The sequence below is a fragment of the Aquirufa novilacunae genome (genome assembly GCF_045310505.1).
GTDB lineage: Bacteria > Bacteroidota > Bacteroidia > Cytophagales > Spirosomataceae > Aquirufa > Aquirufa novilacunae.
Genome location: NZ_JBEWZG010000001.1, coordinates 960721 through 974796, shown reverse-complemented (window position 1 = coordinate 974796; position 14076 = coordinate 960721). Strand labels below are relative to the sequence as shown.

The 14076-nt window shown below is 41.5% G+C and carries 14 protein-coding genes; 9 read left to right on the top strand and 5 right to left on the bottom strand.

Going from position 1 to position 14076, the window contains the following annotated elements; all coding sequences use genetic code 11:
- Positions 1 to 156 precede the first annotated feature (156 nt).
- Positions 157 to 1224 carry a mechanosensitive ion channel family protein gene (locus V7S74_RS04380; RefSeq protein ID WP_406777544.1) on the bottom strand — a complete coding sequence of 356 codons (1068 nt, stop codon included), beginning with the start codon at positions 1222 to 1224 and terminating at the stop codon, positions 157 to 159.
- Between the two features lie 107 nt (positions 1225 to 1331).
- On the opposite strand from V7S74_RS04380, the gene V7S74_RS04375 reads away from it, so the two are divergent.
- Together V7S74_RS04375 and lptC are read left to right on the top strand one after the other, a co-directional pair.
- Positions 1332 to 2639 carry a hypothetical protein gene (locus V7S74_RS04375; protein WP_406777543.1) on the top strand — a complete coding sequence of 436 codons (1308 nt, stop codon included), beginning with the start codon at positions 1332 to 1334 and terminating at the stop codon, positions 2637 to 2639.
- A 9-nt stretch (positions 2640 to 2648) separates the two neighbouring features.
- Entirely contained in the window at positions 2649 to 3191 is a 543-nt protein-coding gene (gene lptC, locus V7S74_RS04370; protein ID WP_406777542.1) for an LPS export ABC transporter periplasmic protein LptC, read from the top strand.
- On the opposite strand, the gene V7S74_RS04365 is transcribed toward lptC, so the two are convergent.
- The 4 genes from V7S74_RS04365 to recN all read right to left on the bottom strand — a co-directional run bounded on the left by V7S74_RS04365 (position 3188) and on the right by recN (position 6271).
- Positions 3188 to 3559: a c-type cytochrome gene (locus V7S74_RS04365; RefSeq protein ID WP_406777541.1), complete on the bottom strand. Its 372-nt coding sequence runs from the start codon at positions 3557 to 3559 to the stop codon at positions 3188 to 3190. The two genes, lptC and V7S74_RS04365, sit on opposite strands and share 4 nt — an antisense overlap.
- Before the next feature lie 87 nt (positions 3560 to 3646).
- On the bottom strand, positions 3647 to 4258 hold the full coding sequence (locus V7S74_RS04360; protein WP_406777540.1) for an SCO family protein: 612 nt from the start codon (positions 4256 to 4258) through the stop codon (positions 3647 to 3649).
- Positions 4233 to 4613, bottom strand: a complete 381-nt coding sequence (locus V7S74_RS04355; RefSeq protein ID WP_406777539.1) for a hypothetical protein — start codon at positions 4611 to 4613, stop codon at positions 4233 to 4235. The genes V7S74_RS04360 and V7S74_RS04355 overlap by 26 nt, the downstream gene beginning before the upstream one ends.
- A complete protein-coding gene (gene recN / locus V7S74_RS04350; protein WP_406777538.1) occupies positions 4610 to 6271 on the bottom strand; it encodes a DNA repair protein RecN in 1662 nt (553 codons plus the stop codon). Before recN ends, V7S74_RS04355 begins: the two co-directional genes overlap by 4 nt.
- Before the next feature lie 132 nt (positions 6272 to 6403).
- On the opposite strand from recN, the gene sucD reads away from it, so the two are divergent.
- The 7 genes from sucD to porM all read left to right on the top strand — a co-directional run bounded on the left by sucD (position 6404) and on the right by porM (position 14068).
- Entirely contained in the window at positions 6404 to 7282 is an 879-nt protein-coding gene (gene sucD / locus V7S74_RS04345; protein WP_406777537.1) for a succinate--CoA ligase subunit alpha, read from the top strand.
- Positions 7283 to 7352: 70 nt separating this feature from the next.
- Positions 7353 to 8480 (top strand): hypothetical protein, encoded by a 1128-nt coding sequence (locus V7S74_RS04340; protein WP_406777536.1) that lies wholly within the window; start codon positions 7353 to 7355, stop codon positions 8478 to 8480.
- A gap of 86 nt (positions 8481 to 8566) precedes the next feature.
- Complete coding sequence (locus tag V7S74_RS04335) at positions 8567 to 9346, top strand: uroporphyrinogen-III synthase (protein ID WP_406777535.1); 780 nt, start codon at positions 8567 to 8569, stop codon at positions 9344 to 9346.
- Positions 9347 to 9408: 62 nt separating this feature from the next.
- Positions 9409 to 10401, top strand: a complete 993-nt coding sequence (locus tag V7S74_RS04330; RefSeq protein ID WP_406777534.1) for a PorP/SprF family type IX secretion system membrane protein — start codon at positions 9409 to 9411, stop codon at positions 10399 to 10401.
- Between the two features lie 154 nt (positions 10402 to 10555).
- On the top strand, positions 10556 to 11695 hold the full coding sequence (gene porK / locus V7S74_RS04325) for a T9SS ring complex lipoprotein PorK/GldK (protein ID WP_406777533.1): 1140 nt from the start codon (positions 10556 to 10558) through the stop codon (positions 11693 to 11695).
- 40 nt (positions 11696 to 11735) lie between these two features.
- Positions 11736 to 12473 (top strand): type IX secretion system motor protein PorL/GldL, encoded by a 738-nt coding sequence (gene porL, locus V7S74_RS04320; protein WP_406777532.1) that lies wholly within the window; start codon positions 11736 to 11738, stop codon positions 12471 to 12473.
- 2 nt (positions 12474 to 12475) lie between these two features.
- Entirely contained in the window at positions 12476 to 14068 is a 1593-nt protein-coding gene (gene porM / locus V7S74_RS04315; protein ID WP_406777531.1) for a type IX secretion system motor protein PorM/GldM, read from the top strand.
- Positions 14069 to 14076 lie beyond the last annotated feature (8 nt).

Sequence of the window (14076 nt, the reverse complement as noted above, 5' to 3'; positions counted from 1 at the left end):
AACATCTCCTGTATTCATCCCCGCAGGGGATACCAAATTTATTCTTTGTGCTTTATTCTTTGTGCTTTATTCTTTATTCTTTATTCTTTATTCTTTATTCTCTACTCTATACTCTCCTCGACTGACCACTGACCACTGACTACTGTCGTAGCAAAGCTACGACCTCGCCATCACAATCTTCTCCTTCTCCAGCGCCTTCAAAATCCCTAAATTGATGGATTGTTTAGTAGCCTGGAATTTAGCGAAGTCTTTTGTTTGGACGAAATAGGTGACTGATATGTCGATAGAATAGGCCCCAAATCCTTCAAAAATAACCTTCGGTGCTTTTTTCTTGCAAAGTGGTTCTTCTAATATGAAGCTTTCAATAGCTGAAATAGCTGCTTCGATTTGAGCAGGTTTCGTATTCAATTCACACTGAATGGTGTATTTCGCGCGTCTATAATCGCGTTCACTCATGTTTTCTAGCGATTGTGAAGTGAGCAAGCGATTGGGAACTAAAATTAAATTACCGTCTGCACCTCGAATTCGAGTGCTTCTAAATCCAATCTTTTCGATGTCGCCGCTGATGGATCCTATTTGGATATTATCGCCTACCACGAAGGGTAAGTCTAGGAAAATGGTGAACGAGGCAAAAAGGTTTTCTAAGGTCTCGCGAGCGGCTAAGGCTAAAGCTAAACCTCCAATTCCAAGACCCGTGATGAGTGCTACGACATCAACTTCAAAAACGCGTCCTAAAAAAACAAATCCAGCCGCTGTAATAATAAAGACCATGGATAGGTCGTTCAAGAAGGGAATGAATTGTTGTTTGGATTTTTGATCAGCACCATTCCATTTTTCCTGTGCGACGAGAATGACCACTTTCATTAATCGAACAATGACCCAGGTGATGGTGAAAATAACCGCTGTTTCGAATAATTTTTCGATGATGTACAGTAGCCCAAAATGATCAATCGGCTCCATGTGCCAGGCAGTTGGAACGTGCAGGTTTTGGACAGCAAAAAATAAGAAAATCCAGAATATGAGTAATTCAAATGGTTTTCTAATCAGTTGAACACAATCTTGAATGGAAATGGATTCTTCTGGAATAAATCGAAATACAATTTTAGAAAACGAATTGGAGAAAAAGCGTCTTAAGATAAACCCGATGACAATAATTCCGCCGAAAAGGAGTAAATCCCAAGCTGAATTGTCCCAATAGATTCCATTTTTTAATTCTTTGATCATTTTTATCCAGTATTTTGACCTCAAATATAGCTAATAACTTAGTCGAATGTGAAATAAAATTACGACCTTTACACACTAGTATTCCCAAAAGGGACGATTTTAAATTTATGAATTTCATTTCTTTGTATAAGCCTTCCCTTCTTTCGAAAACGTCTCGTTCTCTATTCCTCGTATTCTTATTGTCGATATCTCCGATGGTTTGGGCACAAACTATTCTGAATTCTCCCTATTCCTATTTAGGTATGGGTGAAATTCAAACGGGGGATAACGTGACTCAGATGATGATGGGTGGAATCGGGGTTTCGAACTCGAATGGTATCTATACCAATACGGTTAATCCAGCCCTTTTGGCCAGAAACCGCTATACAAATTTAGAGGTTGGAGTTAATACGGAATACAAGACATTACAAGATTACCGTCAGCAACAAAAGGTTTTTGGAGGTAATTACCAATCGTTGAACTTAACTTTACCGATTTCGAATCGCTGGACGATGTCTGTGGGTATTCGCCCACATTCTGCTGTTGAGTATGAAACGAGATCGTATCGTCGCCTTAATTTACTTGGAGTTGACAGCTTAATTTATTCCTATAAAGGAAGCGGTGGTGTGAGTAAGGTGACTATTTCGAACGGCGTTCGTATTTCAAAAGAGTTGTATCTAGGCTTGCAAATGGATTATTTATTCGGACAAGTGAACCGAAATGTAGCTACCCAAAACATGTCAGATGGCCAATATTACAAGGTGCAATTAGAAGACTTAACGTCCTATTCTGATTTCCAATTCAAGGCAGGATTTGCATACCGCGCTAACTTGAAAAATGACTTATTTTTAAATATGGGTGCCACGCTAGATTTGAATTCTACTCTGAATGCGAATCAAGTGAAGCGATTTGCAACTATGGATTTATCAGGTATTACCGTCATTAATGCGGATACCTTAGAGAAATCAGCTGCATTTACCCAGCAGATTCCTGTGGCTAAGCGTTTTGGATTAAGTTTTGAAAAGTTAGCTAAATGGATGGTCGGTGTCGATTATACCTATACTGATTGGTCTAAAGTGAATAATAATTTAGGTAGATCTGCCACACTACCCGCATCTCATAAAGTAGCGGTAGGCGGTGAGTATACGCCTGATATTGAGTCGATTTCAAATTATTTTAAGCGTACGACTTACCGTGTAGGTGCTTCCTATGAGAAGACACCTTACGATTTTTTAGGTAATGGTAGTTATGCGGTCGATAAGAACCTGAGCTTCGGTGTTGCCTTACCGTTGCGCAATCTTTCCTTGTTGAATATTGCGTATCAAGTGGGTCGTCGTGGACTAATCACGGACAATGGGATGGAAGAACAATACCATCGCTTGACTCTTGGTTTGACGTTTAGTGATTTGTGGTTCCAAAAGCAGAAAATCAACTAATTTTCTCGCATGCGCAATTCGAGCCTTCTCTTTTTGCTCTCTATTATTAGTCTTTTCTTTTCTTGTCGAGAAAAAGCAGACGATTCGAAGGCTGTTTACACAGGCCCCAAATCAGAGTTGCACGGCATCGACATGATTTATTCTGATTCTGCGCGCAAAGTCGTTCGCATGGTGACAGAAACTCAACTTACGTTGGCCTCTGAAGATCGTATTTATCCGAAAGAAATGAAACTTTGGTTTTATGATAAGACGGGTAAAATAAGCTCCGAAGTACGTGGTGATTCAGCTCATTTTTATCGCCAAAAAAATACCTACAAACTGATCGGTCATGTGGTGATTCACAACATCGAAAAAGGGGAGATCATGAAAACGGATGAATTCAATTGGCTTCCCGTAGAAAAACGAATATTTACAGATAAAGCAGTTCAATTACGAACAAGAACCGAATTAGTGAATGGGGTAGGCCTAGATGCGGCCCAAGATTTCTCCAGTTATTCCCTTCGAAAAGTACGTAATTCGGTCGTACAAGTGGATGGCTTACCCACTAATTAACGACAATTCTGCAAAGCCATTTTAGCGCTATCCGTCGGAAAAACTTGCTTTTTATTTCCCCACTTCTCTCGCATGTAGGTTACTAATTCAGCTACATCCAATGCTTGTAATTTGGCATTCGCAGGCATATATCCATTCCCTTTTTTACCATATTTCATCAGGCAAGCTAATGCCTCTGGACTTAGTTGGGTCTTTTGAATAGAAGGATATAAATTCCTTAATCCTGCTCCATCTGCCTGGTGGCAATTTTCACAATGTGTTTGATACAAGGCCATTCCTTCCACAGAATATTGTTGTTGTAGGATTTCCTCTTTGCTGGTGCAAGAGAGGAAAAAGGAGGCGAATATTAATAGGGCTAGATTTTTCATGTTCTGTATTTTATGGTAAACGGCGTATTAATGGTAAGTGGTGAATGGTAAATGGTAAATGGTAAATCATTCACCATTCACCATTTATCATTCCTTTAAAAGTATTTCCATATCCTCCAGCAAATGATTCACCTCAGCTTCCACCGTGCCATCATATATACCGCGAACATGTCGGTTTTTATCTACCAAAATAAAGGCGCCGCTGTGCACAAATCCACCCGCTTCATTTGGGTCTTCCTGGGCGGAAACCATATAGCTTTTTTGGCCTAGTTGATAAATTGCGGCCTTATCTCCTGTTAATAAATTCCATTTAGGCGCTTTTACTTGAAGTCGAGTCGCGTAGTCTTTTAATACATTAGGCGTGTCAAAATCTGGGTCAATACTATGGGAAATGATTCTTACCTCATCGCGGTCCTTGTAACGCTCATAGATGCGCAACATCTGCGTTTTCATTTTAGGGCAAATGGTAGGGCAGGTGGTAAAAAAGAAATCGGCCACATAGACCTTTCCCTCGACATCCTTTTCGCTAACAAAAACGGAGTCTTGATTTAAAAAACGGAAGGAAGGGATTCGGTGGTATACCGTATCTCCTTTAGCATTCACCTCTTTAGGGCCTAAGAAAGGCAATTTCTTCTCTTGGGAACAAGAAAAAGCCAGTAAGGCTACCAGAAAATTAAGGACGATAATTTTGAGCCGCATGTAGGGTAGAATCTGTCAATTTTTGAAGATCAGTTAATTGTTGGTATTGGTTTTTTAGATAAATGACTTTGGCATCTACCTCCATTTTATCCAAACTGTCGATGGAAAACTGGTGCATCCAATCCATCATGGATTGATCTGCTTTATCTAAGGCTCCGATCAGTTTCTTCACGTGAACAGAATCTGCCCCCGTCGAAAGGCTGTCGAGTTTCGATTTTAGGGAAACGATTTGCTCCGTTTGAGGCATGAGCACATCATGTAAACCTAAGACCTTTGCTTGCAATTCTTCACTCAGCTTTTCCTCGGCTTGAGAACATCCCAGGAATAAAAATGGGAGGACTAGTAATTTTTTCATTTATGTGACTGTATTAAATTCCGAACATTTCCTAACAGATCCTTGTAACCTTTTTGCCCACCGATCATTTTAGCAATTTCTTCCACGCGTTCCTCTTCTTGTAACTCGCGAAGGTTCGAAACAGTTTTCGATCCGGCGTGATCTTTGTAAACAAACCAGTGCTTGGATCCCGCGGCAGCAATTTGAGGCAGGTGGGTGATGGCAATAATTTGGTGACCTTGTCCCATTTGGCTGAGCATTTGGCCCATTTTAATGGCAATCTCGCCCGAAACACCGGTATCGATTTCGTCGAGAATGAGGGTGGGTAGCACTCTTTTCTTGGCTAATAAATGTTTGATGGATAACATCAAACGGCTCATCTCACCACCAGAAGCAATTTGCTTGAAGGGTTTAGGAGCAAGGCCTTTATTTGCCGAGAACAGTAATTGAATTTTGTCTGAGCCGTTTGCGGCTAGTTCTTTGGCCGTATGATCCCAAGACAAAGACGCATTCGGTATTCCTAGCGATTGCAAGGAGATAACTAAGGCAGTTGAAATTGCCTCTAAAACCGATGAACGGGATGAAGAAAGGGAGTCGGCCGCATCTGTTGCCTGAACAAAATCCGTTTCCACGCGAGCACGAGCGTCTGCTAAAACGGTATCCATCGAAGAATACTGAGAAAGACGCAAGTCTAAAGTGCTCAGCATTTCGATTAAATCGGCAACGGAATTCACCTGGTATTTCTGCAGCAAGCGATTCAATAAATCTAATCGCTTCTGTTTTTGTTCTAATTCTAAGGGGTCGTAAATGAAATCTTCTGCCTCACCCTCCACTTCAGCACCTAGATCTTTCAGTTCGATCCAAATGGATTCGATGCGCGTTTTCCAATCGGCAAAATTCTCTCCCCATTTGCTTAAAGCAGTCGCCTGCTGTAAAGCGATGCGACTTTGCTGCAAAGCAGAAACCTCGGACAAGCTCAGTGCCTGTGCTAAAATCGCAAGCTTTTCTTGAATTTGCTCGGCGTTTTGGAGCTTTTGAACGGCTGTATCTAAGGCCTCATATTCACCCTCCTTTAACTGAGCCTTACTAAGTTCATCAAATTGAAACTGAATGAAGTCTATTTCTTGGGATCCTTTCGAAGAGGCAGATTCCAAGTCGCGTAAATCGGAGACACTAGATTGCCAGGCAGTAAAGGCGCTCGCATACGTTTTTTTCAAACCTTCATTTTGCGCGTAGGCATCAATCATATCCAGCGTAAAGTCTGGATGCGACATCCACCACGTATCTTGCTGGGAGTGGATGTCTACTAATTCGTTACCGATTCGCTTCAGGGATTCTAGGTTAACCGGCGTGTCATTCACGAAGCTGCGGGATTTTCCTTGTGGATTGATCTCGCGTCGGATTAAACAAGGTTCTTCAAAATCGATTTCTTCCTCTGCAAAAATGGCTTCTAAATGTGGGTAAGCGGAAAGCGAAAATTGCCCTTCGATGATGCATTTTTTGGAAGCATCGAAGAGGCTTTTGCTGTCGGCTCTTTGGCCTAATAATAAGGAGATTGCCCCTAATAAAATGGATTTACCTGCACCTGTTTCCCCCGTAATCACAGTTAACCCACCTGTTAAATGCAGGTCGAGTTGTTCGATTAACGAGTAGTTTTGAATATGTAGGTGCTTCAACATAGAGAAGGCAATTTACGCAAAAAAAATTGTTCGCATTTTTATTTCGTCTATCAATCAGGATTTTGATAATTTTTATCAATATTTTGTACCTTTGGAAAAAATTTTCGCCTACGTTATTATAACCCCTAGCAAATGAGTGTTTTAGTAAATAAGAATTCAAAAATTATTGTTCAAGGTTTCACAGGAACTGAGGGAACTTTTCACGCGGAGCAAATGATCGCTTACGGCACGCAAGTGGTAGGTGGAGTTACTCCCGGAAAAGGTGGTGCTAAGCACTTAGATCGCCCTATTTTCAATACGGTAGCGGATGCGGTGGCTTCTACAGGAGCAGATACATCGATCATTTTCGTTCCACCAGCGTTTGCTGCGGATGCGATTATGGAAGCGGCAGATGCAGGAATTAAAGTGATTATTTGTATCACGGAGGGTATCCCTACGAAAGATATGATCGTAGCAAAAGAATATATTTCAAACTATGACTGCCGTTTAATCGGACCTAACTGTCCAGGTGTAATGACGGCTGATGAGTGTAAAGTAGGTATCATGCCTGGCTTTATCTTCCAAAAAGGTCGCGTAGGTATCGTTTCTAAATCAGGTACCTTAACATACGAAGCAGTAGATCAATTAACGAAAGCAGGTTTAGGCCAAACAACTGCCATCGGTATCGGTGGTGATCCTATCATCGGAACAACAACGAAAGAGGCGGTTGAATTATTAATGAATGACCCAGAAACAGAAGGTATCGTGATGATCGGTGAGATCGGTGGCGGTATGGAAGCGGAAGCGGCACGTTGGATTAAGGCTGACGGTAACCGTAAACCAGTCGTAGGATTTATTGCTGGCCAAACAGCTCCGAAAGGACGTCGTATGGGTCACGCAGGTGCAATCATCGGTGGTGCTGATGACACAGCAGAAGCTAAAATGAAAATCATGCAAGAGTGTGGAATCCACGTGGTTTACTCTCCAGCTGATATTGGCGAGACAATGATCAAAGCATTAGCTGCTAAATAAGTTGAATTAATTTCAAGGAATGATTCCTTTCTTCTTAAAATCTGCTCATCTGATTTCTTCGCGAAAAACGGTGAGCAGATTTTTTTTATGGGCTTTGTTGTTATTGGCTTTTACGGGTCAAGCAGCTTGGAAAAAGGTGTATTCCTTTGATCGGGATTGGCTTGTTTACCAGGAAGCCTGGAAAAGTTTCTTGCCTTATGTGTCCTCAAAGCATTATGCCTACCATTCGAAGTCTTTAGAAATCCACCCAGGTGATTTCCCCAAAGCCTACCTAGCCATCTATCCCTCAGAAAATTACCACCTTTTTCTGCAAGGAACGCTATTCAAGACTCTCCGAAAAGGAGAGGTCTACCGAATTCCAATGGATAGCCTAGCGAAAGAGGATAAACTAGTTTTAACGGTTTATCTGGAAGATTTGCAGGGTTTACCTGCTGATTTCAAGGTTGAACGCGATGAAAAGGTCGTGGTGGCTGAAAAGGCGGATTTCTTTTCCTTACAAACTAGGTCAGGAGCTCCCTTTTCTAATTTCTTTTTATTGAGTCTGCTCTCTCTAATGACCTGTTTGGGCTTACTTTTTGCTGCTTACCCTCGGGTATTTACCTCATTTTACCGCTATTCAGATTGGATTCGTTGGGAGGTGAAGGATGAGGTTTGGATGCGCCGCCCTTTTGCCTTGCCTAATGTATTGGTCCTTTTTACACTCAGCTTGCTTACTTCGTGTTTAGCCTATTTAGTGGGCTTTAAAACGATTCAAAAAGATGAGTTTTTTAGCAATGGAGATAATTTTGTGGCGCTTTGGCCTAGTTTTTTCTTTATCTTCTCTAAACTGGGCCTTTCCTTCTTGCTCTTTATCTCCCGGTATTTTGTGTACTATTTATTCACCGACTTATTTAAGTTGAAGGGATTAGCGAATGTGCACTATTTTAAATCCTTGCAGACGAATTTGCAGTTTTTTACCCTTCTATTTGCCTCGATTTGTTTTTACGCCGTGTATGTGGGGCCCAGCAAATCCATAGATTTTTCATCGGTACTTTACTTAGTGGATGGGTATTTCCTGTTTCGGTTCGTGTATTTTTTCCAAAGTTTCCAACGCAGCTTTTCCTTCCCTCGTTTGTTTCTTTTTATCTACCTTCTTATCATCGAAGGACAGATTATCTTGTTTGGTATCAGGGAATTAATTTTTCCTACTTACATCTAATGCAGGATAATTTTCTCTAAAAAATTGTCGTATATTTGCACTCTGAATTTTAGGGCCGGTGTTTTTCTGGCCAAAATTGTACGATTATGAGTAAAACTGCTACCGAAGAAACGAGTCGATTAAAGAAAGTTAAGAGTATTTTAGTGACTCAGTCTGCCCCTGCAGATGCAAAATCACCTTACTTTGAAATAGAAAAAAAGTACAACGTAAAAGTGGACTTTAGACCTTTTATTCAAGTACAAGGAATCGCATACAAGGATTTCAGAAAGCAGAAAATTGAAATTCTTCAACATACGGCTATCATTTTTACTTCTCGTCACGCGATAGATCACTTCTTCCGCATGTGCAAAGAAGCGAAAATCGAGGTGCCCACTGATATGAAGTATTTCTGTATCACGGAACAGACAGCGAATTACTTACAAAAATATATCGTTATCCGTAAGCGTAAAGTCTTTACAGGAACGAAAACGGCGTTAGATCTTTTGGAAATTATTAAGAAGCACAAGACGGAAAAATTCCTTTTCCCTTGCTCTAATAAGCGCCAAAAAGACCTTCCAGATTACATGGGCACAAATGACTTTCAGTTAACAGAGGCGGTGATGTACGAAACAGTTTCGGCTGATTTATCTGATCTAGAAGAGGTATTTTATGATGTGATTGCTTTCTTTAGCCCATCTGGTATTACTTCTTTGTTCCACAATTTCCCGGATTTTAAACAAAATAACACTCGATTAGCCGCTTTCGGACCTACGACGGCACAAGCAGTGGTTGATGCGGGATTAATTGTCGACATTCAGGCACCTATGCCGAATGCGCCTTCCATGACAGGTGCTCTTGAACATTACATCAAGCAAGTAAATAAATAATAAAAAAGCCTCATACCTTGAGGCTTTTTTATTATTTTAGCCTAGCAATTTTCATCCAACGAATGACATTTCAATTGAGTCTACTACCTAGGCGTTGCTTTTCCCAGATTTTGGGATGCTTTCTGCTATTGACTTGTCTACCTTCATTCGCCCAGCAAAGCCCTCAATTCAGTATTTTTTCGGCTAATTCGAACATCGTTAATCCAGCCTATTCGGGTTGGAAATCAGCTAATTATGTGGCGTTACAAGTGAGAGACCAATGGTCTGGTTATAGCACCTCGACGGACGGTGGTGGTACCTTGGGTACTGCTTGGTTAGCGGGGTCTTTTAGTTTAGCTCCTTCCGTTGGATTTGGTCTTCAATTTTATTCTGATAAAACACCTTCTGGGGTATCTCAGCAATTAGTTCAGCTTCAAGGAGCCTATCATTTGAATCGAGGCGAGGGCATGTGGTCTTTTGGACTTTCAGCTGGCTTGCAAACGAAAGCGTACGATGGTAGGGCTTTCCGAGTTAGAGATCCCAATGATCCGGTCGCTAACTTGATTTCAGGTTCACCCATCAGTCAGACACAGCCTGATCTAGGCTTAGGGGTAGTGTATTCGAGAGAAAACTGGCAGGTAGGATTGACGGCGGACCATTTGACGGCTCCTGTTTTTGATTTTAGAGGGGCGACAGCGTTCATGCCTTTAGAAAGAGTTTTTGCTCTGCATGGAAGTGGTGAAATCTACCTAAGTGACTATTTTGATCTATTGCCTTATGGATTAGTGCGTTATTATTCTGGCCAAATCGTCCCAGAAGCGGGTGCTCGCGTTTATTATAATAAACTAATTTATGCTGGAGGAGCCTATCGAAACGGGGATGCTGCTATGGGATTGCTAGGTGTTTCTGTACTTCAAAACAAATTAGATATCGGTTATGCGATGGATATAACTACCTCTAATTCTCTGAATAAGAAGCCTTTGTCCCATGAAGTGTTTTTGAGGTTCCGGATTCCTGAAAGAAGTATTCGGCAGAAGCCTGCTCCCATCCGAACCCCTAGGTTCAGGATTTTATAGCGAGGCCTTTAAAATTATTTTAAAACCTGTCATAATTGTTAGAATAATCCTTTAAATTTGAGGAATTTGTTAATTCTGTGAGGAGTTTATTTTTGATGAGAGGCAATTTTAAGTTGTCTAAAACGTTTAGAAAAACAGAAATTTAAATAGGTATATGAATTTTCATAATCTGAATAAGAAACTAGTCTGGTTATTTTCCCTTGTGGTGCTCGCACTGGCGATTCAAAGTTGTGGCTCTAAAAGCAATACAGGCGGAAAGACCTTAAGTTCTACAAAGTCTACAAAGTCAAAGGGTTTAAAAGGTTTGTTTTTCAAGCCAGCTACCGAAGATCCAGGTGTATTTAATGGAGAAATCGTTGCGGTAAATCGCAAAGGATGGTCCCAGCCCACTCCATTTGGCATGGTTTTAGTGCCATCAGGTAGTTATTTGATGGGTCAAGGTGATGAAGATCCATCTCGTTCAGCAATCAATTTTCCACGTCGAGTAACGGTATCTGCCTTTTTTATGGACGATACAGAGATTACGAATTACGAATACCGTCAGTTTGTGGAATCACTTTTACGCGATTCTTTATCAGTTTTAGGAGAGACGAAAATTATGTCGGATTACTATCCTGATACGACGCGTTGGTCAGAAGATTTAAAGATGCCAGGGTATCAGACCCGCGATTTTACGTATGGAGATCCGATGACAGAGAATTACTACTCTAGCCCTGCCTTTGATATGTATCCAGTGGTAGGTGTGAACTGGTCAGCAGCTAAATATTTCTGCGATTGGCGTTCTAAATTAATGAATAGCTACCGCAAGACGCAGGGCCTAGCGGCTTTGCCTCGCTTCACTTTACCTACAGAATCAGAGTGGGAGTGGGCGGCTCGTGGTGGTCGGGCTTCAGCGAAATATCCATGGGGTAACCCGTATTTATCGAATGCAAAGGGCTGTTTATTAGCGAATTTCAAACCTCATCGGGGTAATTACGATGCCGATGGTTACGAATATACGGCTCCAGCAAATGCCTATAGCCCGAATGATTACGGCCTTTACAATATGGCTGGTAATGTAGCAGAATGGTGTGAAGACGCCTTTGAGGAGAATGCTTCAGCGGTTACTTGGGACTTGAACTCGGTGAATCGCGATGCGTCAAATCCCCGTAAAGTAGTTCGTGGAGGTTCTTGGAAGGATATTGGATACTATTTAGAAACGGGTACGCGTACGTTTGAATTTGAGAAAAACAAAAGATCCTATGTTGGGTTTAGATGCGTGATGCGTTACTTAGGGCGTCCTTCATCCAGATAAATAAATAAAACTAAATCTATTATTATTAAGAATAAGCAAAATGGAAAAGTCGATTAATGTTATTGCCAGTTTTGGTGCCGCTATCGTAATCGTGGGAGCACTTTTTAAAATTTTACACTGGACTGGTGCAAATGAGATGTTGATGGTCGGTATGTTTACAGAGGCTGCTATCTTTATTTTATTTGGCGTACTTTATCTAAAATCAGTTCCAGAAAAGCAGTATGACTGGGAAAAAGTATATCCAGAATTAGCAGGTGAGGCACCACGTCCGGCAGCGGCACGTCACACAGGTGATGTTCCAGGTTTAGATGCTGAGGCAGTTGCTCATTTAACAAAGAGTTTAAAATCATTAACCGATACAGCGAACAGTTTATCTGAAATTTCGAAGGCAACAGGTGCTACGCAAGATTTCGTTAAATCATTAACGACTTCAGCGGAATCTTTAGGTGGCTTAAATAAATCCGTTTCTGAGGCATCACAATCATTAGCTACGATCTCTGCGTCGTCTTTTGAGGCGGCAAAATACACGCAAAACTATGCGAAAGCGGGTGAATCTTTAGAGAAATTAAACGCAGTATACGAAGCTGAAATCCAAGAGGCTAGCAAGCACATGAAAGCGATTAACGGTTTCTATGGCAATGTAAATGCGAGCGTAGAGCACATCGCAGCCACGCAAAAGGATGCAGAATTATTCAAGGCAGAATTAGCGAAGTTAAACGCAAATATTCAGTCCTTGAACCAAGTATATGGTAGTATGTTAACAGCTATGAAAGGCTAATTATGGCAAGTTTAAAAGAGACCCCCCGGCAGAAAATGATCGGGATGATGTATTTGGTATTAACCGCCTTGCTAGCCTTGCAGGTGAGTGATGCCTTATTGCAGAAATTTGCCTTGTTAAATAGCAGTTTAGAAATGGCAAATCAATCATCCCTGAACAAAAGTAAAGGTATGGTGCAAGGAATTGAGGAGCGGATTAAAGAGCTTCCTAATCCGGCTGCCTATGCAGATGTGTTGAAGAAAGCGAATGAAGTTAGACGTATCACGGATGCTTTAGTTGGTCATATCGAGAACGTAAAAGGTCAGGTGCTAGAAGCAGCTGGCGGTATCGATCCTGAAACGGGTAATATCAAGAATCCGAAAGAGGAGGAGAAGATTTATGAAATCATGGTAGGTGGCGCGAAACAAGGCGAGGCTTATAAATTGATTCCGATGTTTGACAAATATTTGAAGGAATTAACAGCCGCAGCTGATCCAGGTACAAAGTTTGCATCTTTGGCTTTAGAGGCAAAAGATATTCCATCTGCTCAGAAAGATCCGAACCAAGCGAACAAGGATTTTGCTGAATTCAATTTTGAGCATACACCTGTAGCAGCTGCCTTAGCGACTTTATCGCAAAAGCAATCAGAAATTCGCCGCTATGAGGCCGAAGTTTTAAATCAATTAGCGGGTAAAGTAGGAGCGAAGGAGATTAAGTTTGACAAAGTATTTGCGCAAGTTTCTGCGAATGCAAACACAGTGGTGGCAGGTATGGAATACCAGGCTGAGGTGTTTATTGCGGCTACTTCAAGTGGATTCACTCCGCGTATGAGTTATAATGGTTCTCCGTTGCAAGTAGTAGATGGCCGGGGTCAAATCAAATTCAAAACCTCTGGAGGTGGATATGATGCAAACGGTTTAGCGAAGAAAACCTATACGGCCTCCGTTTCTTATATGAGCCCAGCGGGTCCTAAAACGGAAACAATCACGAAGGAATACTTTGTGTTAAAGCCTACGTATAACATTGAGACAGGAACTTTGCCTGCTCTTTATTTAGGATGTGCGAATCGTTTGAGTGTAGCGAGTGCTGGCTTAGGGGCGCTTTGGAATCCAAGCTTTTCGGCTGAAGGTGGTGAGGCAATTGCAGGAACGAACAAAGGCAAGGTGACGATTGTACCTACTTCGTCTACGGTGACGTTAAATGTGAACAATGCAGGTACTTTATTAGGTAAAGAAACGTTTAGAGTACGTCGTGTACCTAGACCTGATATTAAAATTGTAGGTAGTTCGGGTACTGAATTGAACGATAAGAGTGGTGAGAATGCGGCAGGTTTACGTTTTGTGAATGCCAAAGCCATCGCAGATGAATCTTTCGCCGCAACGAATCCAGAGGATGCGAATTACCGTGTCTCCGAAATTGAGGTGGCACTAGCTCGTGGCACGAAGCGTGTGGCTTCCGTTACCCTACCAGGTGGTGGTTCGATCTCTTCTCTAGCAGGTCAAGCTCAATCAGGTGACCGTTACCGTATTGAAGTAAAAGGTGTACAGCGTAAGAATTTCAAAGGAAGTGTAGAAACGATCCCTTTTTCGTTTGTGAAAGTAATTCCATTGAATTAATCATAAGT